Annotated in this window: 22 protein-coding genes; 4 read left to right on the top strand and 18 right to left on the bottom strand. The window is 67.1% G+C overall.

Features of this window, described 5'->3' with window-relative positions; all coding sequences use genetic code 11:
• Positions 1-145: 145 nt before the first annotated feature.
• Entirely contained in the window at positions 146-868 is a 723-nt protein-coding gene (locus ACFWUP_RS10265) for a TetR/AcrR family transcriptional regulator (RefSeq protein WP_379232772.1), read from the bottom strand.
• A 151-nt stretch (positions 869-1,019) separates the two neighbouring features.
• On the opposite strand from ACFWUP_RS10265, the gene ACFWUP_RS10260 reads away from it, so the two are divergent.
• Positions 1,020-1,646, top strand: a complete 627-nt coding sequence (locus ACFWUP_RS10260; RefSeq protein ID WP_379232770.1) for a class I SAM-dependent methyltransferase — start codon at positions 1,020-1,022, stop codon at positions 1,644-1,646.
• Here the strand turns inward: ACFWUP_RS10260 and ACFWUP_RS10255 are convergent.
• The 11 genes from ACFWUP_RS10255 to ACFWUP_RS10205 all read right to left on the bottom strand — a co-directional run bounded on the left by ACFWUP_RS10255 (position 1,643) and on the right by ACFWUP_RS10205 (position 13,127).
• The gene (locus tag ACFWUP_RS10255; protein ID WP_379232768.1) at positions 1,643-2,455 is read right to left on the bottom strand and encodes an SDR family oxidoreductase; all 813 of its coding nucleotides are present in this window, start codon (positions 2,453-2,455) and stop codon (positions 1,643-1,645) included. The two genes, ACFWUP_RS10260 and ACFWUP_RS10255, sit on opposite strands and share 4 nt — an antisense overlap.
• A 75-nt stretch (positions 2,456-2,530) precedes the next feature.
• Positions 2,531-2,962: a PIN domain-containing protein gene (locus ACFWUP_RS10250; protein ID WP_379232766.1), complete on the bottom strand. Its 432-nt coding sequence runs from the start codon at positions 2,960-2,962 to the stop codon at positions 2,531-2,533.
• Complete coding sequence (locus tag ACFWUP_RS10245) at positions 2,953-3,159, bottom strand: DUF2191 domain-containing protein (protein ID WP_379232764.1); 207 nt, start codon at positions 3,157-3,159, stop codon at positions 2,953-2,955. Before ACFWUP_RS10245 ends, ACFWUP_RS10250 begins: the two co-directional genes overlap by 10 nt.
• A gap of 70 nt (positions 3,160-3,229) precedes the next feature.
• Positions 3,230-3,844, bottom strand: a complete 615-nt coding sequence (locus tag ACFWUP_RS10240; protein WP_379232763.1) for a TetR/AcrR family transcriptional regulator — start codon at positions 3,842-3,844, stop codon at positions 3,230-3,232.
• 4 nt (positions 3,845-3,848) lie between these two features.
• Positions 3,849-4,631 carry an enoyl-CoA hydratase family protein gene (locus ACFWUP_RS10235; protein ID WP_379232761.1) on the bottom strand — a complete coding sequence of 261 codons (783 nt, stop codon included), beginning with the start codon at positions 4,629-4,631 and terminating at the stop codon, positions 3,849-3,851.
• A 213-nt stretch (positions 4,632-4,844) separates the two neighbouring features.
• On the bottom strand, positions 4,845-6,005 hold the full coding sequence (locus tag ACFWUP_RS10230; RefSeq protein ID WP_379232759.1) for an acyl-CoA dehydrogenase family protein: 1,161 nt from the start codon (positions 6,003-6,005) through the stop codon (positions 4,845-4,847).
• Positions 6,002-7,999 carry an acetyl/propionyl/methylcrotonyl-CoA carboxylase subunit alpha gene (locus ACFWUP_RS10225; RefSeq protein WP_379232757.1) on the bottom strand — a complete coding sequence of 666 codons (1,998 nt, stop codon included), beginning with the start codon at positions 7,997-7,999 and terminating at the stop codon, positions 6,002-6,004. The genes ACFWUP_RS10230 and ACFWUP_RS10225 overlap by 4 nt, the downstream gene beginning before the upstream one ends.
• 8 nt (positions 8,000-8,007) lie before the next feature.
• Positions 8,008-9,606, bottom strand: a complete 1,599-nt coding sequence (locus ACFWUP_RS10220; RefSeq protein WP_379232755.1) for an acyl-CoA carboxylase subunit beta — start codon at positions 9,604-9,606, stop codon at positions 8,008-8,010.
• Entirely contained in the window at positions 9,603-10,799 is a 1,197-nt protein-coding gene (locus tag ACFWUP_RS10215) for an acyl-CoA dehydrogenase family protein (RefSeq protein WP_379232753.1), read from the bottom strand. Before ACFWUP_RS10215 ends, ACFWUP_RS10220 begins: the two co-directional genes overlap by 4 nt.
• The gene (locus ACFWUP_RS10210; protein ID WP_379232751.1) at positions 10,751-12,466 is read right to left on the bottom strand and encodes an acyclic terpene utilization AtuA family protein; all 1,716 of its coding nucleotides are present in this window, start codon (positions 12,464-12,466) and stop codon (positions 10,751-10,753) included. The genes ACFWUP_RS10215 and ACFWUP_RS10210 overlap by 49 nt, the downstream gene beginning before the upstream one ends.
• Positions 12,467-12,533: 67 nt before the next feature.
• Positions 12,534-13,127, bottom strand: a complete 594-nt coding sequence (locus tag ACFWUP_RS10205; RefSeq protein WP_379232749.1) for a TetR/AcrR family transcriptional regulator — start codon at positions 13,125-13,127, stop codon at positions 12,534-12,536.
• Positions 13,128-13,169: 42 nt separating this feature from the next.
• On the opposite strand from ACFWUP_RS10205, the gene ACFWUP_RS10200 reads away from it, so the two are divergent.
• Genes ACFWUP_RS10200 through ACFWUP_RS10190 form a run of 3 tightly spaced genes read left to right on the top strand, consistent with a single transcriptional unit; the run spans position 13,170 to position 14,589 of the window.
• Positions 13,170-14,009, top strand: coding sequence for an SDR family NAD(P)-dependent oxidoreductase (locus ACFWUP_RS10200; protein WP_379232747.1), 840 nt, complete (start codon positions 13,170-13,172; stop codon positions 14,007-14,009).
• A 48-nt stretch (positions 14,010-14,057) separates the two neighbouring features.
• Positions 14,058-14,201 (top strand): hypothetical protein, encoded by a 144-nt coding sequence (locus ACFWUP_RS10195; RefSeq protein ID WP_379232746.1) that lies wholly within the window; start codon positions 14,058-14,060, stop codon positions 14,199-14,201.
• A gap of 49 nt (positions 14,202-14,250) precedes the next feature.
• The gene (locus ACFWUP_RS10190; protein ID WP_379232744.1) at positions 14,251-14,589 is read left to right on the top strand and encodes a hypothetical protein; all 339 of its coding nucleotides are present in this window, start codon (positions 14,251-14,253) and stop codon (positions 14,587-14,589) included.
• Here the strand turns inward: ACFWUP_RS10190 and ACFWUP_RS10185 are convergent.
• The 6 genes from ACFWUP_RS10185 to thiO all read right to left on the bottom strand — a co-directional run bounded on the left by ACFWUP_RS10185 (position 14,572) and on the right by thiO (position 19,497).
• Positions 14,572-15,384: an adenylate/guanylate cyclase domain-containing protein gene (locus tag ACFWUP_RS10185; RefSeq protein WP_379232885.1), complete on the bottom strand. Its 813-nt coding sequence runs from the start codon at positions 15,382-15,384 to the stop codon at positions 14,572-14,574. The genes ACFWUP_RS10190 and ACFWUP_RS10185 overlap by 18 nt on opposite strands.
• A gap of 306 nt (positions 15,385-15,690) precedes the next feature.
• Positions 15,691-16,452 carry an ABC transporter permease gene (locus tag ACFWUP_RS10180; protein ID WP_379232742.1) on the bottom strand — a complete coding sequence of 254 codons (762 nt, stop codon included), beginning with the start codon at positions 16,450-16,452 and terminating at the stop codon, positions 15,691-15,693.
• Positions 16,452-17,387: an ABC transporter ATP-binding protein gene (locus ACFWUP_RS10175; RefSeq protein WP_379232740.1), complete on the bottom strand. Its 936-nt coding sequence runs from the start codon at positions 17,385-17,387 to the stop codon at positions 16,452-16,454. Before ACFWUP_RS10175 ends, ACFWUP_RS10180 begins: the two co-directional genes overlap by 1 nt.
• Before the next feature lie 85 nt (positions 17,388-17,472).
• A complete protein-coding gene (locus tag ACFWUP_RS10170; RefSeq protein WP_379232738.1) occupies positions 17,473-18,228 on the bottom strand; it encodes a thiazole synthase in 756 nt (251 codons plus the stop codon).
• Positions 18,221-18,430 (bottom strand): sulfur carrier protein ThiS, encoded by a 210-nt coding sequence (gene thiS / locus ACFWUP_RS10165; RefSeq protein WP_379232736.1) that lies wholly within the window; start codon positions 18,428-18,430, stop codon positions 18,221-18,223. The genes ACFWUP_RS10170 and thiS overlap by 8 nt, the downstream gene beginning before the upstream one ends.
• Entirely contained in the window at positions 18,427-19,497 is a 1,071-nt protein-coding gene (gene thiO / locus ACFWUP_RS10160; protein ID WP_379232883.1) for a glycine oxidase ThiO, read from the bottom strand. The genes thiS and thiO overlap by 4 nt, the downstream gene beginning before the upstream one ends.
• Positions 19,498-19,516 lie beyond the last annotated feature (19 nt).

Below are 19,516 nucleotides of genomic sequence, written 5' to 3'. Positions count from 1 at the left end.
GCCGGTGCGAACGCGTAGGTTCGCCTAGCGTGGCGTCGCAAACTTGTCGGTGCCCAGGTTCATACTGAACTCGTCGCGCCCCACCGACCCCAATGACGTGATCGGCGAGAACAACGAAGTTCGTGCCGGGCGTGAGAGATCGCGGCTACGCGCTGAAGGCGTCGTGGAGAGGTTTCGACGGGTCGATTGTGACTCCGTTGAAGCGGGCATGTGCCATTGCAAGGGCCGAGATACTTTCGGCCAGATAGTCGACGAAGCGTTCGACCGGCATCGCCGATACCTCGCGTTGATTGGCGCCGAGCCACCAGTCCGTGGCCGAGGCGACCGCACCGAAAATCGAATAGTTCACCAGCTCGATCCCGGTCACGTCGATCGATTCCGTCGGCAGCAGACCCGCGAAGAATTCCGCTGCGCGCCTTGCCGATTGGCGGGCGGCGACCAGCGCGCGTTCGGTTTCCTTGGCCTGCTGGCTGAAATGGCTGTGCAGCATGAACCGGAAGACATTCGGGTGCGCCGACACCACCGCCACATATTCGGCAGCCGCGGTGTGGACGAGTTCGGCGATCGAATCGTCGGTGAGATTGATGCTGGTGAGCACGCGCTCCCAGAGCATGTCGCGTACCCGGTCGACGATCGCGTTGTAGAGGTCGGTCTTGTCCTCGAAATGGCGATACAGCTTGGGTTTGGCCGCGCCGGCTTCTTTGGCGATATCGCCCATGCTCACATCGGGCCCGACCTGATCGAGTGCCCGGAAAGCCGCGTCGACGAATTCGATGCGCACCTGCACGCGATGTTCGCGCCAGCGTTCGGTTCGCGCGTCGACACGACGTCGCGGTGCCTCGTTCGTCTTGGGGTAACCGCGCGTCACGGTAGTAATACTAGGGCGGGCCGTACCGGGGGTTACGCACCGCACCGAGAGCGGGAACACAGTTGCCGATTCAGCAATTTTTCTAGCGGCAATCGAAGCAGCCGATGCACTATCGGAAGGAGCCTTTTACCCGCACTGACCAGGAGCATCGATGACCGAGACCGTGGCGAACGCCGAAGAGTTCTGGGAAGATTTTTACCGCGAGCGCGAGCAGATCTGGACCGGCAACCCGAACCCGCTCCTGGTGCGTGAGGTCGCCGAGCTGACCCCCGGAACCGCTCTCGATCTGGGCTGCGGTGAGGGCGCCGACGCGATCTGGCTGGCACAGCGCGGCTGGCAGGTGACCGGCGTCGACATCTCCGCGACGGCGATGGAGCGCGGTGCGCAACGGGCCGCCGAGGCCGGGGTGACGATCGCGTGGGAGCGCCACGATCTGCAGGCGAGTTTCCCGGCGGGCGCCTTCGACCTGGTGTCGGCGCAGTTCCTGCACTCGCCGGTGGAGCGGCCCGACGAGCGGGCCGGGATTCTGCGCAGTGCCGCTGCGGCCGTCGCGCCGGGTGGGGTGCTGGTGATCGGCGCGCACGCGGCCGCGCCGAGCTGGGCGTCCAGCGAGATGCACGCGCATGTGTTCCCGACCATCGAGCAGGTGCTCGAGCAGCTCGAACTCGGGCCCGAGTGGCAGGTCGAGACCGCCGAGCTGGTCCACACTCCCGCGACCAGTCCGGACGGCGTGGTCGGACAGCGCGTCGACAGCGTGGTGCACGTGCGGCGCGGCTAGATCCCCAGCGACCTTCCCGCTGCACCGTTCCCACCGCCAGCGGGGACCGTCGCGGCGATCCACTCGGCGAAGGACGGGCCTGCCAGGGTGGCGTGCGGGGAAGGCAGCAGGGTGCCGTTTTCGAATTGCTCGCGGTCCGGGTTGGCATCGTCGGAGGTTTCGATGATCTGCAGGGCGTCGCCACGAGCCGCTACCAGCGCGGCGGCCGCAGAAGCCATCGTTTCCGGCTGCGGACCCGCGATCTCGGGGAACGGAATATCTTCGGCCGCAATCGGATTCGTGGCTAGATCGACCAGCGCCTCGGCGACAGTCCGAGCGGCGACCAACTGGGTGCGCATGCCCTGGACGTAGGCGACGGATCCCTGCGTACCCCACCCGACCATCACCTCGACGAGCTCGTGAAACTGCGCCGCACGCAGAATCTGCACCGGCAGCGCACCTTTGAGCAATTCCTGTTCATGCGCGAGCTTGGCGGCATTGTACCCGGCGAGTGAACCGTCGATCCCGATGATGGACACCACAACCAGCCGCTCGGCCCCGGCCCGCTCCCCCGCCGCATGCAGATTCCGCGCGGACGCGGTGAAGAAGTCGGTAGCCACCTGCTGATCGGCCGAAGGAGTGCTCGACGCGTCGATAACAATGTCGACGCCGGTCAGCGCTTCATCCAGCCCCGCACCGCTCTCGATGTCGACACCGTTCGCGCGGGAGAAAGCGACAACCTCGTGCCCACGCTCGACCAGCACGTCCACCACATGCCGCCCCAGCCGACCGGTCGCCCCAGCCACCGCAATCTTCTTCTGCTCCACCATGATTCCACTCCTTCATCGCTTCTTTGGCGTTCAAAGAGATGACGAAGCAGCCAACCGAAGTGTGACATCCCCTGGTCAGGAGGTTTCGAAAGTTCCCCGCGGCGCGACCCAACGATGGTTGAGGTCAACCACCGATGCGACCGTTTCGAAATCGGCGTCGTAGTGGAACAGGACAAGACGGTGTTCTACCGCGAGAACCGACGCGAGCAGGTCGTGGATGCCGACCGCTCGGTGGCGCCCCGATCGTGCGAGTTCGCGCTGAATAGTGAAAGCACTGGCCCAGTGCTCGTCATTCGTGGGCAGATATTCGTAGGCCGCCCGGCGACGGAAGCGGATCTGCTCGTATTCGGCAGGGCTACGGGCGCTGTAGAGCGCCTCGGAATCGAGCGGTGCGCACGTGGCGATCAATCCGGCCTCGATCAGCGGTCCGAGCGTGGCCGCCACATCCGGATGGCGCATTCGAGCCGCCGCGCTGGTGTCGATGAGATAGCGCGCCGTTATCGCCATACGTCGTCGCGCCGATCCTTGTCGGCCATTTCGGCCATGCCGCCGTTGACCAACCATTCGACTTCGCTGGCGCGCGCATGCGCCACCACGGCCGAGTTCAACGCGGCGCGAACAGTATCGGAGACGCCGGCTGTCCCGAGTGCGTCCTGCGCGGACTCGAGTAGGTCGTCGTCGATCTCGATCAGTCGCTTGGTCATCGCACAATCCCTCGATATATATTCCCCCACGACCGAACTATATACCCCAGAAAGGGCAGGTCACAAGGGTTCAGTGGGACAGATTCAGGGCGCTGTGGAGGGTGGCGGCCCACTGGTCGACGATGAGTTTGCGGCGGGCGGAGTCGTCGGTGAGGACGTCGGCGAGACCTAGGCCGCGGGCCAGATCGAGGGTGGCTTGGACCAGGTGGTGGGTCACGGGGTCGGAGTCGTCCACGCCGAGGGCCTCCACGGCGCGGCGGTGGGAGATGCGGCCGAAGCGGGCTTCCAGGGGGAGGATGCGTTCGCGCAGCGCCGGGTCGGCGGCGGCGTGGGTCCAGACCTGGAGGGCGGCCTTGAAGAAGGGGGTGGTGTAGGACTCCACGAGGCCGGAAACGACTGCGCGCGTTCGGCCTTCGCCCTGGGCGACCGCGTTCACCGCTTCGGCTTCGGCCTTGGCCTGGTCCATCCGGAACTCGAACATGTACTCGAGTGCGGCGGTGATCAGGTCTTCGCGAGTGGGGAAATGGTGTTGGGCCGCGCCGCGCGACACCCCGGCCCGTTCGGCGACCACCGACACGGTGGCCGCTGCCCAGCCGGTTTCGGCCAGGCAGTCGATGGTCGCCTCCAGCAGCCGCTGCCGGGTGGCCCGGCTGCGGTCCTGCTTGGGTTCGTGGGGTGTCGCCATCGGACTATTGTGCCCAGCTGGGCGGGCGCTTCTGGAAGAAGGCCGTCATGCCCTCGATCACTTCGGGGGTGCCGAAGAAGCTCGCGGACCGTTTGGCCAGCGTTTCGGCCTCGGCGTCGAACTCAGCGAGCAGGGCCGCGTTGACCAGCTTCTTGGACTCCGCCAGACCCTGCGGCGAACCCTTACGCAGCTCCCCACGCAGGCGTTTCACCTCCGCGGCGGCATCGGCGACCGCGACGGTGATCAGCCCGATCTCCTGCGCGATAGTCGCGTCGAACTTCTCGCCGGTGAGGTAGTAGCGGCTCGCCGCGCGCGGAGACAGCCGCGGCAGCAGGGTGAGCGAGATCATGAAGGGCGCCATCCCGATGCGGACCTCGGTGAGCGCGAAACTGCTACTCGGCCCGGCGATCACCAGATCGCAAGCCGCGATGATGCCCATGCCACCGGCACGCACATTGCCGTCGATCTGGGCGAGCACCGGCTTGGGCGAACCGACGATGCCACGCAGCACGTCGATCATCACCCGGGTGCGCTCGTCGGCGGCGGTGGCAGGGTCGGCCGTCGTCGCTTCCTTGAGATCCGCACCGGCACAGAAGGTGTCGCCGGTGTGGGCGAGCACGATGCCGCGCACGGCTGGATCATCGTTGGCCGCAGCCAGACCGGCAACGAGTTCCCGAACAAGCTTGGACGACAACGCATTCCGATTATGCGGCGAATCAAAGGTCAACGTGGCAAACCCGTCAACAACCTCGTACCGCACATAAGGAACATCAACCGAACTATCCATCAAACCCTCCAACCAATCCACAAATCCGCCATGACCGCCCTCCCAACCCCGCACACCCGACCCCTAGGGAGGGTCCGCCGCGCAGCGGCGGTAGCGGCCCCCAGGGGGCCGCGCTCGAGCGCGCCAGCGCTCCAATAAACACAGCGCCAAACCATCTGGGACTACCGAACACCTGGTCACACCCACCTCCTCGCCGCCGCCACCCGCGCGAACTCAGTAAGACTTAGGCAGCCCCAAAGAATGCTGAGCCACAAAGTTCAAAATCATCTCCCGACTAACCGGCGCAACACGCATGATGCGCGCGGCACCCAGCATCCCGGCCAAACCGACCTCGCCGGTCAGCCCCGAACCACCGTGAGTCTGGATCGACTGATCCAGTGCCTTGATCGAGGCCTCGGCACCGGCGTACTTGGCCATGTTCGCGGCCTCGGCGGCACCGAACTCGTCGCCCGCGTCGTAGAGCACCGCGGCCTTCTGCATCATCAGCCGGGCGAGCTCGAGCTCGATCTTCACCTGGGCGAGAGGATGCGAAATGCCCTGGTGCGCACCGATAACGGTCTTCCAGACCTGGCGCTCCTTGGCGTATTCCACCGCGCGGTCGATGGCGTAGCGGCCCAGGCCGATGCCCATCGCCGAGCCCATGATGCGCTCGGGGTTCAGGCCGGCGAACAGCTGGGCCAGCGCTGCGTCCTCGGCACCGACGAGGGCGTCGGCGGGCAGGCGGACATCGTCGAGGAACAGCGTGAACTGGCGGTCCGGCTCGGAGAAGTCCATATCCTGGACCGTCTTGTTGAAGCCGGGGGCGTCGGTCGGGACGATGAACAGCGCGGGCTTGAGCTTGCCCGTCTTGTGATCCTCGGTGCGCGAGACGATCAGCACCGCGTCGGCCTGGTCGACGCCGGAGATGAAGATCTTGCGGCCGTTGAGGATCCAGTCGCTGCCGTCGCGGCGGGCGGTGGTGGTGATGTTGTGCGAGTTGGAGCCCGCGTCGGGTTCGGTGATGCCGAACGCCATGATCTTGGTGCCGTCGGCCAGACCGGGCAGCCACGTTTGCTTCTGGTCGTCGGTGCCGTACTTGGCGATGATGGTGCCGCAGATGGCCGGAGACACGACCATCAGCAGCAGGCCCGCACCCTGGGTGGCGAGCTCTTCGAGCACCAGCGAGAGCTCGTAGATGCCCGCGCCACCGCCGCCGTACTCCTCGGGCAGGTTCACGCCGATGAAGCCGAGCTTGCCCGCCTCGGCCCACAGCTCGGTGAGCGGCTCGTGCTTCTGCACCTTGGGCCGCACGTAGTCGCGGTAGTTGTATTTGGTGGCCAGCGAGGCGACCGCCGCGCGCAGCGCCTTCTGCTCTTCGGTTTCGATGAAGCTCACGATGTCTGCTCCTGCTCTTCTTCCTCGACGACGGCGAGGATGGCTCCGACCTCGACCTGCTGGCCGACGGTCACGTTCAATGCGCTGAGAATGCCGGTGGCGGGGGCGGCGATGGTGTGTTCCATCTTCATCGCCTCCAGCCACAGGATGGGCTGGCCCTGCTTGACGTGATCGCCTTCGGCGGCGCCGAGGCGGATCACGCTGCCGGGCATCGGCGCGAGCAGCGAACCGGCCGCGATCTGCTCGGACGGGTCGGTGAAGCGCGGCAGCCTGCGCACGGCCACCGGGCCGAGCGGGGAGTCGATCGCGACGAGGTCGTCGTAGCGGGCGATCTCGAATTGCCTACGCACAGTGCCACGTTCGCCGCGCACACCGAGGACGACACGGTCGGGCGCGACCGAGATCAGTTCGAGGCCGTCATGGCCCTCGACCGCGATCCCCGTGCGGGTGAAGCGGTAGCGCACCTCGTGGGTGCCGGAGGTGCGGCTCCCGTAGGACTTGGTCTGCGGCTGCGACGGCAGGTTGCGCCAACCGCTGGGGCTCAGACCTGCCAGCCGCGAGGTGGTGCGGTTGGCGGCCGAATCAGACAGTGCGGCAGCGACAATCGACAGCGCCTCGTCGGCCTCGGAGACCAGCGGCGCGCTCAGCACCGCCAGGTCGTGCGTGGCGAAGAAGGCCGTGTCGGTGTCACCGGCCAGGAAGGCCGGGTGGCGCAGGACGCGCACGAGCAGGTCGCGGTTGGTGACCAGGCCGTGGATCTTGGCGCGCTGCAACGCGGTGGCGAGCAGATGCGCTGCCTCCGCACGGGTTTCGGCGTAGGAGATCACCTTGGCCAGCATCGGGTCGTAGTGCACGCCGACCAGCGAACCGTCGACGACACCGGTGTCCAGGCGCACGCCGGGCTGCTCGAGAACCGTGAATTCACCAGCGGTGAACGGGATCTCGATCTTGTGTACCGGACCGCTCTGCGGCTGCCAGTCGTGCGAGGGGTCCTCGGCGTAGAGGCGGACCTCGATCGAGTGACCGCGCTGCGCGGGCTGGGTCGCGGGCAGCGGCAGACCCGAGGCCACCTGCAACTGCAGGCGGACCAGGTCGAGGCCGGTGGTCTGCTCGGTGACCGGATGTTCCACCTGCAGACGGGTATTCATCTCCAGGAAGAAGAAGTCACCCTTCTCGTCGGCCAGGAACTCGACGGTGCCCGCACCCTCGTAACCGATCGCCTCGGCAGCCAGACGCGCCGCCTCGAACAGCCGATCACGCATGCCGTCGATCTTCTCGACCAGCGGCGACGGAGCTTCCTCGACGACCTTCTGATGCCGACGCTGGATCGAGCACTCACGCTCACCGACCGCCCAGGTCTTGCCGAAAGTGTCCGACATGACCTGAACTTCGATGTGACGTCCGGTCTCGAGGTAGCGCTCGCAGAACACCGTCGGATCGCCGAAGGCCGACTCGGCCTCGCGCTGCGCACCGGCGATCTGGTCCCGCAGTTCGGCCAGATCGCGCACGACGCGCATACCGCGACCGCCACCACCGGCTGAAGCCTTGATCAACACGGGCAGGTGCGCGTCGGTGACCTCGGCCGGGTCCAGCTCGGCGAGGACGGGCACACCGGCGGCGTCCATCATCTTCTTGGACTCGACCTTGGAGCCCATCTGCTCGATCGCGGCGACCGGCGGACCGATCCACACCAGACCGGCGTCGAGCACCGAGCGCGCGAATTCGGCGTTCTCGGAGAGGAATCCGTAGCCGGGGTGGATCGCATCGGCACCGGCCGACAGTGCGGCTTCGATGATCAGCTCGCCGCGCAGGTAGGTCTCGGCGGGCGTGTTGCCGGGCAGCCGGATGGCGGCGTCGGCTTCGGAGACGTGCGGCGACGCGGCGTCAGCGTCGGAATAGACCGCGGTGGTGCCGATGCCCATCCGGCGGCAAGTGGCGAACACGCGGCGCGCGATCTCACCGCGATTGGCAACGAGGACGTTAGTAATGGCCACAGCGCATCTCACATTCGGAAGACGCCGAAGCCCTCGGCGCCCTTGATCGGGGCTGTGTGAATGGCGGAGAGAGCCATTCCCAGCACGGTGCGGGTGTCGCGGGGGTCGATGATGCCGTCGTCGAACAGCCTGCCCGACAAGAACATCGGCATGGCCTCGGCCTCGATCTGCGCCTCGACCATCGCGGCGAGACCGGCGGCGCCTTCCTCGTCGAAGGGCAGGCCCTTGGACTCGGCGGCGCCACGCTGCACGATGGTGATGACACCGGCCAGCTGCGCGCCACCCATGACGGCGGACTTGGCGCTGGGCCAGGCGAACAGGAAACGCGGGTTGAACGCGCGCCCGCACATGCCGTAGTGCCCGGCACCGTAGGAGGCGCCGACCAGCAGCGAGATGTGCGGCACCTTCGAGTTGGCGACCGCGTTGATCATCATCGCGCCGTGCTTGATGATGCCGCCGTGCTCGTACTCCTTGCCGACCATGTAGCCAGTCGTGTTGTGCAGGAACAACAGTGGGGTGTTCTTCTTGTTGGCCAGCTGGATGAACTGGGTGGCCTTCTGCGATTCCTCGGAGAACAGCACGCCGCGCGCGTTGGCGAGGATGCCGATCGGGTAGCCGTTGATCTCGGCCCAGCCGGTGACCAGGGAGGAACCGTAGAGCGGCTTGAACTCGTCGAAGTCGGAACCGTCGACTACGCGGGCGATCACTTCGCGCGGGTCGAACGGGATCTTCAGGTCCGAGGGGACGATGCCGAGCAGTTCCTCGGGATCGTAGAGCGGGGAGATGACCTCGGCGCGCGGCTCAGGGCCCTGCTTCTTCCAGTTCAGGCGGCGAACGATGTTGCGGCCCAGGCGGATCGCGTCCTGCTCGTCGGCGGCCAGGTAGTCGGCCAGACCCGAAGTGCGGGCGTGCATTTCGGCGCCGCCGAGGGTTTCGTCGTCGGAGTCCTCACCGGTGGCCATCTTCACCAGCGGCGGGCCTGCCAGGAACACTTTCGCGCCACCGTTGACCATCACCACGTAGTCGGACATGCCGGGGATGTAGGCGCCACCGGCGGTCGAGTTGCCGAAAACCAAAGAGATGGTGGGGATTCCGGCGGCGGAGGCTTGGGTGAGGTCGCGGAACATCGCGCCACCCGGGATGAAGACTTCCTTCTGCGTCGGCAGATCGGCACCGGCGGACTCGACTAGGGAGATCACCGGAAGCCGGTTCTCCCTGATGATCTCGTTGATCCGGAACTGCTTGCGCAGCGTCCACGGGTTCGAGGCGCCACCGCGCACGGTCGGGTCGGGCGCGACGATCATGCACTCGATACCCTCGACGAGGCCGATACCGGCGATCGTCGACGCGCCGACCTGGAAGTCGCTGCCCCACGCGGCAAGTGGGCACAGTTCGAGGAACGGTGAGTCCTCGTCGAGCAGCAGTTCGATGCGCTCACGCGCGGTCAGCTTGCCGCGCTTGTGGTGACGCGCCACCTTGTCGGGGCCACCGCCGCCGATGGCCTTGGCGAACTCGGTTTCGACCTCGGCGAGCTTGGTCGACATCGCCTCGGCGGCCGCGGTGTACTCGGGCGAGGCCGGGTCGAGAACGGAACGGAAGGTGGTCATGACTGGTACCCCAATACTTTCGACGCCAGCATGGTCAGGATTTCGTTGGTGCCGCCGCCGATGCCGATGATGCGCACGTCGCGGTAGATGCGCTCGACCTCGGCCTCACGCATGTAGCCCATCCCGCCGTGCAGCTGCACGGCCTGGTTGGCCACCCATTCGGCGGTCTCGACGGCGTTGTTCTTGGCGAAGCAGACCTGGGCGATGAGGTTTTCCTCGCCCGCCACGTAGCGTTCGACCAGCGCGCGGGTGTAGGTGCGCGAAATATCAACGCGCTGAGCCATATCCGTCAGCGTCATCTGCACCTTCTGGCGGCTGATCAGCGGACGACCGAAGGTCTCGCGATCGCGGCACCACTGCACGGTGAGATCGAGTGCGCGCTGGGCCAGCGAATACGCTTGCACCGCAAGGCCGACGCGCTCGCTGACGAATGCGGCGGCGATCTGCGCGAAGCCGCTGTTCTCGGCGCCGACCAGGTTCGTGGCGGGCACGCGTACATCCACGTACGACAGCTCGGCGGTGTCGGAGGCCAGCCAGCCCATCTTCTCCAGCTTGCGGCTGACGGTGAAGCCGGGCGTGTCCTTCGGCACTAGGATCAGCGAAACACCCGCTGCGCCAGGGCCACCCGTGCGAACCGCGGTGACGACGAAGTCGGCGCGGCAACCCGAGGTGATGAAGGTCTTGGCGCCGTTGATGATGAAGTCCTCACCGTCGCGCACGGCGGTGGTGGTGAGGTGGCCGACATCGGAACCGCCGCCGGGTTCGGTGATGGCCAGCGAGCCGATCAGGTCACCGGCCAGCGTGGGCTTGGCCCACTGGTCGATCTGGGCCTGATTGCCCGAGGCGATCATGTGCGGCAGGGCGATTCCACAGGTGAGCAGCGACGCCCACAGGCCACCGGAACCACCGGCGACGTGGATCTCCTCGCCCGCGATCACCGAATCGATCGCATTGCCGCCCTCGCCCCCGGCAGACTCCGGGTACTCGAGACCGAGCAGGCCGATCTTGCCTGCCTTCTTGTGCAGTTCACGCGGCAGCTCCCCCGCGCGCTCCCAGGCGTCGAGATCGGGCAGGATCTCCCGCTCGACGAACCCACGCACGGTGGCGCGCAGTTCTTTTCGTTCCGGCGTTTCCCATACAGATGTCACGCGAGCAGCTCCGTCGGCAGATCGATGTGGCGGGAGCGCAGCCATTCGCCGAGCCCTTTGGCCTGCGGGTCGAAACGTGCCTGGTAGGCGACGCCCTTGCCGAGCAGGCCGGAAATGATGAAGTTGACCGCGCGCAGGTTGGGCAGCACGTGGCGGGTGACGGTGAGTTCGGCCGTCTCGGGGAGAAGTTCCTGCAGCTTTTCGACCGTGAGGGTGTGCACCAACCACCGCCATTGCTGGTCGGTGCGCACCCAGACGCCGATATTGGCGTCCCCGCCCTTGTCGCCGCTGCGGGCGAGGGCGATCGTGCCGAGCGGGACTCGGCGGGTCTCGGAGGGAGGAAGGTTTTCGGGGAGCTCGGGTTCGGGAACCGGTTCCAGGACAGCGGTTTCCGTGGCCGGGGCGATGTCGACGCGGGTGCCGTCGGCCAGGACCGCGACGTGCGGCACCTCGTGCGCGTCGACGAAGCCGGGGGTGAAGACGCCGTAGGGCGAGCCGTTGCCGGGCAGGGCGGTGAAGCTGGCGCCCGGGTAGCTGGCAAGAGCCAATTCGACAGCGACACTGGAGAATCCGCGACCGACCTTGTTCGGGTCGGGATCGCGCACCACGCAGCGCAGCATGGCGCTGGCCTGCTCCTCGGTATCGGCGTCGGGGCGGTCGAGGCGGGCCAGGGTCCAGGTGAGCTCGGCGGGCTTGACCGGCAGCCAGGCTTCCAGCTGTCGTTGCGCCAGTGCGGCTTTGGCCTCGATGTCGAGGCCGGTGAGGATGAACGACATCTCGTTGCGGAAGCCGCCGAGGGTGTTCAGCGAGACCTTGAGCTGTGGCGGGGGTGCCTCACCAGTGACGCCGCTGATCAGGACGCGGTCCTTGCCCTGCTGGCTCACCGTGATGGTATCCAGGCGGGTGGTGACGTCGGGTCCGGCGTAGCGCGCGCCCTGGATTTCGTACATGAGCTGGGCTTCGACGGTGTCTACGGTGACCGCGCCGCCGGTGCCGTCGTGCTTGGTGATGACGCAGGAGCCGTCGCGGCGGATCTCGGCGATCGGGAAGCCGGGGCGACCGATGTCACCGAGTTCGGTGAAGAAGGCGAAGTTGCCGCCGGTGGCCTGGGTGCTGCATTCGATCACGTGCCCGGCGACGACAGCACCGGCGAGCGCGTCGTAATCGGTTCGGCCCCAACCGAAGTGGGCCGCTGCTGGGCCGACGATCACCGAGGCGTCGGTGACCCGGCCGGTGACGACGATGTCGGCGCCGGAGTTCAGGCACTCGACGATGCCCCACGCGCCGAGGTAGGCGTTCGCCGTGAGCGGCTGACCGAGGTCGAGCTCGGCGGCCCGCGCCACCAGGTCGTCGCCTTCGACGTGGGCGATCTTGGCGTCGAGCCCGAGTTCGGCGGCGACCTTGCGCAGCTCGTCGGCCAGACCCGCCGGGTTCAGTCCACCGGCATTGGTGACGATCTGGACGTTCTTCTCGAGCGCGAGCCCCAGACAGTCCTTGATCTGCTTCACGAACGTCTTCGCGTAGCCGAGGCTCGGATCCTTCATCCGGTCGCGACCGAGGATGAGCATGGTGAGTTCGGCGAGATAGTCGCCGGTCAGCACGTCGAGCTCGCCACCCTCCAGCATCTCGCGCATAGCGCTGAGCCGGTCACCGTAGAACCCGGAACAATTCCCGATCCGGATCAGGTCCGGGTCAGCGGAGAGAGCACTCATGGCACCCAGGATCGCAGCGGTTCAGAAAAAAAGCAAGCACGCGTGCTTGTTAATTTCGAGCATCCCGCTAGGCGAGCGCTGTCGTGACCTGAGCGACCAGCAGATCGCGCATCGCCGACCATCGAATGTCGAGTGCGTCCAGCTCACCCGAGGCGTTCGCATCGAGGATTCGCTCGAGCGTCATCGCGACGAGGAGGTCGGCCTCCCGCGGCCGTGCGGCTCCGCCGATCGCCTCGCGAACCTCGCCCAGGATGGATGCCTGCCCACGCTGCGCGGCGCGGTAGGCCGCCATCGCGGCGGGACTCACCTGGGCGTGCGCCGCCATCGCGACTCGCAGGCCGTGCCATTTCCGGTGGATCCCGGCCGCCGTATCCACCACCTGCTCGGCCCGCTCCCGCGCCGAGCCCTCCCGGCGAACAGCCTCGAGGACCGGTGACCACTCGACCTCGATCCACCACTCCCACGCCGCGAGGAGTGCTTCGTGCTTGTCGCTGAAGTGTCGGTAGAAGGTGCCGGTGGCGTATCCCGCGCTCGCCACGATGCGACGCACGTCGGTGTCGGCGAGCCCGAACTCGTTGTAGGTCTGCGCCGTGGCCCGGATCAGGCGTGCCCTGGTGTTTTCGGGCAGGCCCCTGCGCGGACGTGGTTCAGACGATGGCATACCGCATCTTGGCAGTTAGTGAACAATCTGTCACTATTAGGTATGGAACTACGGCCGACAGACACCGCGCTCGTGACCGGCGCCTCGCGTGGCATGGGCGTTCTCATCGCCCGAGCCCTCGCCGAACGCGGCGTGAACCTGGCGCTGGTCGCCCGGTCGGCGGACGCGCTGGAGGGTGTCGCGCGGACACTCCGGGAGGAGACCGATGTCCGAGTGTCGACCTTCGCGGCAGACCTGGCTGACACCGCGGCGCTGCCCGAGGTGTGGGCACGCGTCGAGGCCGAGTTGGGCAGCGTCGATATCTTGGTGAACAACGCAGGCCTCGAGGGTGCGCAGCACTTCCCCGAAGCCTCGGTCGAGGATCTGGCGCAGATGGTTGCGGTGAATCTGACCGCACCGATGATCCTGACCAGGTTGGTCATCCCCGGCATGATCGAGCGGGGACGCGGCCACGTCGTCAACATCGCCTCCATCGCCGGCCTTCTACCGTCGGCGTACGAGGAGCCCTACAACGCGAGCAAGTTCGGCCTCGTCGGCTTCACGCGCTCACTGCGGCTCAGCGCCGAGGACGCGGGCTGGGGTGTCGGCGCGAGTGCGGTATGCCCAGGCTTCATGGCGGACACCGGGATGTACGACGACATGACCCGGGAGTTCGGCGTCCGCGCTCCCCGGCTGATGCCGCAGTCGCCCGCGGCGGCGATCGGCCCGGCGGTCATCGGGGCGATCGAGCGCAATCGCGCCGAGGTCATCGTGATGAAAGGCGCGCCGCGCGCGGTGGTCGCGCTGGCGGCCGCGACGCCACGGACCTTCGAGCGCATCTCCGCCCGTTTCGACCTGGCCGGTGTGTTCCGTTCCGTCGCGAAGGCGCGGAAGTCCGGTTAGGCCGCCCGCCTGCGGGCTCCGCGACGCCGTGACAGAGAATCCACAACCATGCTGTCAGTGCTGCTCTTCGCGCTCGCCGGGTTCATGCTCGGCGGGGCGTACACGACCTGGAAGAACAATCGGGCGATGTCGATCGCGTTGATCGTCGCCGCCGTCCTCGCGGGGCTCGGCGCCTGGCTCTGGCTCGAGTAGCAAGGGTTTCGCAAGGGTGGGGTAAGGCGAAAGCTGTTGGCTTGCCGACATGTTCACTTGGTATGTCGGCCTGCTCGCAGTCAGCGGCCTCGCGATGATCCTCATGGCCAACGTCGACAACGGGCGCAGCGAGCTATCGCGGGGGCTCAATGCGGTGTTCGGCGTCGTGTTCCTCGGGTACGCGGGGTACCTGGCGTTCGTGTTCGAAGGTGGCAGCTATCTGATCTTCTTCTCGGCGTTCATCCTGCCGGTGTTGATGATCATCGACTTCGTGCGCGCGACGAACTGGCAGGCGCTGACGTCAAGGCCGACGCCGACGCAGCGGGCCTTCCGCGAGTACTGGAAGGAACAGGATCGGCTGGCGAAGCGGTCAGCTCGGCGTGTGTAGTTTGAAGATTCTGACGTCTTCGGGGACGCCGTTCAGTGGGGCGGCCCAGAAGTTGCGCTTGTAGGGCTTGACGGTGACGCCCAGGTCGTCGAGGGTTTCCGGGCGTAGTGCGGACAGGGTGGTGCTGGACAGCATCATGTTGCCGTTGCCGCCTGCCTCCATCATGCGGGCGGCGATGTTGACGTCGACGCCGAGCCAGTCGCCGCCGATCTCGCGAGGGGAACCGGTGTGCAGGCCGACTCGCATCCGGGGGGTGTAGCCGTCGATCTCGACTTCGCCGAGATTGCGGCGGGCTGCCAGTGCGGCGCGCACGGCGCGGTCGGGCGAGGAGAACACCGCCATCAGACCGTCGCCCATTCGCTTGACCACCTGACCGCCACGCTCGACGATCGGCGGCTCGATCGCCTTGGCGACCTTGCGCAGCAGGTCGAGGGTGCGTTCGTCGCCGGCGGCGAGTGCCCAGGCGGAGAAGCCGACCAGGTCGGTGAACACGATGGTCACCTCCTCGGTGCCACGTCCGCGGCCGATCCGTTCGAGCCCGGCCTGCCACACCTGCAGGGCGCCGAAACCGATTTCCCTTGCCGCGGTGGGGGCGCCGCCGACGAGCTTGTCCGCCGCCCTCGCCACCGCGCGCGCACCGCCAGGGCCCGTGACCGACAGCGGATCACCGAACGAGGGGTCGCCCGGCAGCTGCTGACGGGCCTTGCGCAGCGCGCCGATCACATCGGCGCGACGATTGGCGGCCTGTAACTTCGAGGAGATCTGGGCGCGCTTCCTGGCTGCGCGCGCACTCATGTCGGATTCGGCGGGCTCACTCACGATCGGCTCCAACGGGATGAATGCCTCCGCGTCGTGTCGCGGATTCACCCCGCCAGAAGGCGTTTCACTCACAGCCAAAGGTTAGCCGATCCGCCTCCCCGAGACTTATAGCCAGACTCAGGTGCGTGGAGGCGATGAAGGCGGCCGACGTTACCCATGTACACACGAACCCCCGACGTCCGGGCAGCGGACGTCGGGGGTTCGTGGGGGCGCGGCCTCCCGACAAGGTCGCGGCCCCTGGTCGCCCTGGGCCATTACGAGGGCGACCCAGGGCAAGCTTTGTCAGGCGTCGCGGCGGTTGACCAGGACGAGCGCCCCGGCGAACACGATCGCCACGAAGACGGCGAAGTAGATCAGGCTGCCCCACACGCCCCAGTGCCAGTCGCCCACCACAGGTTGGTCGCTCAGGAAGCGGTTCACGTTCGCGAAGGGCAGGAAGGGGGTGACCGTGCGGCCGAAGCTGCCGAACGCGCCGAGCAAGGTTTCGATCAGCAGGGGCCACAGGATCAGCAGCGAGATCGCGGCGGCCGACTGACGCACCAGCACACCGACCGCGACGGCGAGCATCACGCACAGGACGGCGTAGATCGGCAGGCCGTAGATCGCGCGCCAGTTCCCGTCGAGGACGAGGCCGGGCGCCCGATCACCGCTGATTCCCTTGGCGATCGCGAACGCGAGCAGGGCGAGAACGCCGGTGAGCACGGCCGAGTAGACACCGACCAGCGCGGTCTTGGACAGGATCACCTTGGATCGGTTGGGCACCGCGAGGAAACTCGAGCGGATGACGCCGAAGCGGTATTCGCTGGTCACCGACAACGCGGCCATGATCATCAAGACCATCACACCGAAACCGGAGATACCGGAGACCGCCATGGTCGGGGTGAGTGGCGGCGGGCCATCGGCCGAGTTACCGGCCGAGTCGGCGTTGAGGACCAACGCCATCAGCACGGCGAAGCCGATGCCGAGCACGATGACCGCGACCGAGCACCACCAGGGCGAACGGGTGGAGGTGAGTTTGATTCGTTCCGCTGCGAGCACGCCCATCAGAGCGCACCTCCCATCACCTGGTGGTCGAAGCTTTCACCGTGGTACTCCACGGCGCCGCCGGTCATCCGCATGAACGCTTCCTCGAGCGAGGCCTGCTGCGGTGCCAGTTCGTAGAGCGTGACGTTGTTGGTTCCTGCCACCTTGCCGACCTCGTCGGAGGTGACGCCCGCGACGATCAGCGCGGTGTCGCCGTCTTCCTTCACGGTCATGCCGTGGGAGGTGAGCAGGCTGCGCAGCTGATCGAGTTGCGGGCTGCGTACGCGCACCGACTGTTCGGAGGCGCGGTCGATGAACTCCTTGGTGGAGCCGTCGAACATCAGCTGACCACGGCCGATCACGATGAGCTGCTCGGCGGTCTGGGCCATCTCCGAGAGCAGGTGGCTCGACACGAGCACCGTGCGCCCTTCGGCGGCCAGGCGCTGCATGAACCGGCGGATCCACAGGATGCCCTCCGGGTCGAGGCCGTTGACCGGCTCGTCGAACAGCAGCACCTTCGGGTCACCGAGCAGCGCGCCTGCCAGGCCGAGGCGCTGGGACATGCCGAGCGAGAAACCGCCGGCGTTCTTGTTCGCCACCTCGGACAGGCCGACGAGGCGCAAGACCTCTTCGACCCGCTCCTTCGGGATGTCGTTGGACGCGGCCAGCCACTCCAGGTGGGCGCGCGCCGAACGGTTCGGATGCACCCACTTGGCGTCGAGCAGCGCGCCGACCTGCGTCAGCGGGCGCTCGAGCTCCTGGTAGTGCTTGCCGTTGATGAGCGCGGTGCCCGAGGTGGGTTTGTCCAGCCCGAGGATCATCCGCATGGTGGTCGATTTGCCAGCGCCGTTGGGCCCGAGGAATCCGGTCACCAGTCCTGGTTTGACGGTGAACGTGAGGTCCTGCACCGCGACGGTCTGGCCGAATTGCTTCGTCAGGCCCTTCAGCTCGATCATGCGCCCCAGCTTGCCCGACAAAGCCCGGTTCGCGCGTCGCCGAGAAGTAGCGAGTCGTGTCATCCTCGAGGATGACCTTCGACCCTTAGCGGGATGGGGAAGAAGCCTGAGCCCAGAAGCGCTTGGGGATGCGGCCCGCCTGTCTGGCCAGGTAGCCGGACCGGACGGCGGCCGACATGGCCGATGCCATGAGTTCGGGGTCTTTCGCCCTGGTCACGGCGGTGGCGAGCAGGACCGCCGAGCAGCCGAGTTCCATGGCGAGGGCGGCGTCGCTGGCGGTGCCGATGCCCGCGTCGAGGATGACGGGGACCTTCGCGGCGGCGACGATCATCTCGATGTTGTGGGGGTTGCCGATGCCGAGGCCGGTGCCGATCGGGGAACCGAGCGGCATGACGGCGGCGCAGCCCGCCTCCTCGAGGCGACGGGCCAGGATGGGGTCGTCGGTGGTGTAGGGCAGGACCACGAAACCGTCGTCGACGAGCTTTTCGGCGGCGTCGAGGAGTTCGAAGGGGTCGGGCAGGAGGGTGCGGTCGTCGGCGACCACCTCGAGTTTGACCCAGTTGGTGTCGAGGGCCTCACGGGCCAGCTGGGCGGTGAGCACGGCTTCGGCGGCGGTGCGACAACCTGCGGTGTTGGGCAGCAGGGTGATGTCGAGACGTTTCAGCAGGTCGAGCACGCCGGTGCCACCCGCTGCGTCGACGCGGCGCATCGCGACCGTGGTGAGCTCGGTGCCCGAGGCGATCAGGGCCTGTTCGAGGACGGCGAGGTTCTCGGCGCCGCCGGTGCCCATGATCAGGCGTGAACCGAACTCACGATCGGCGATCCGCAGCGGCTCAACCACCCTGGACCGCCGTGAGCACCTCGATGGTCCAGCCACGCTCGACCGGTTCGTCCCAGCGGGACTTCGAGAAGACCGCGCCGTCGACCGCCAATGCCACACCCTGGCACGGCAATTCGAGCTCGGCGAGGAGTTCGCGGACGCTGAGCGGCTCGGGGAACTCGTGGTCGACACCGTTGACGGTGACACCGATCGGGATGGTCATCGGACTACTCCTTGCGACAGTGCTGGAAAACGTTGGGGTGCGGCTACTTCAGCGACCTCAGGGGTATGTCCTTCGAGCAGGGCGGGGATCACCGAGGCGGTGAGCGCGAGGGTGAGCATGCCGTTGCGGCCGTGGCCGGTGGCGGCGACGACGCGGTCGTCGAGGTGGCCCAGCAGCGGGAGGTTGTCGGGGGTTCCCGGGCGTGAGCCCGCATTCGCTTCGGCCAGTTCGTATTCGGCGATGCCGGGCAGGATGGTTTCGGCGTCGGCGATCAGGTCGCGGACACCGCCGACTGTGACGGTGGTATCGAAGCCCGCCTCGTATTGTGTTGCGCCGACGACGATTCCGTCTTCGCGGGGAACGAGGTACACCTGTTGGCCGTGAACTCGGGCACGGATCACCCTGGTCGGTGGCGGACTGACGCCTGGCCTGCGCCGCAGCCGGAGGATTTCACCCTTCACCGGGCGTACCGGGAGACCGGGCCAAAGCTCGGCGGAACGAGCGCCCGCCGCGAGGACGATGCGGTCGTGGGGTAGATCATCCAGTGCGACAACAGTTTCCGTGCGAATTTCGATGCCCGCACACGCCTGTTGCAATGCCTTCAGCACGCGGCGGTTGTCGATGGCCGGCTCGGTTTTCGCGTGTAGCCCTGCACGAACAGTGCGCGCTAGTGCCGGTTCCAGTGCGCGGACTCCCGCGCGGTCGAGCACGCGCAGGTCGTGGCCGAAACCGGCCAGCCAGTCCGAGACGGTGCGCAGATCCGCGGCGTCGGCACCGTCGAGGGCGACAGTCAGGGTCTCGTCGGCCACGAACATGGTCTCGCCGGAGATCTTCTGCAAGCTCGCGGCGAAGGCTGGCCACTCGTCGAGCGCGGCCGAACCGAAGGCGAGCACGCGGTCTTCGCCGGGCCAGCCCTCCGACAGCGGCGCGAGCATCCCACCGGCCACATAGGAGGCGCCCCGCGCCGGTTCGGGGTCGTAGATCGTGACCGTCCAGCCGGCCTCGGCAGCACGCCACGCGACGGCAAGCCCGATGGCGCCGCCGCCAACGACCGCCAGAGTGCGCATCACGTTCCTCACTGTGTTT

Source organism: Nocardia sp. NPDC058658, from assembly GCF_042716665.1.
In the GTDB taxonomy this organism is placed as follows: Bacteria; Actinomycetota; Actinomycetes; order Mycobacteriales; family Mycobacteriaceae; genus Nocardia.
Note: the sequence above shows the minus strand (reverse complement) of the source record. Positions and strands in the feature narration are given on the sequence as shown.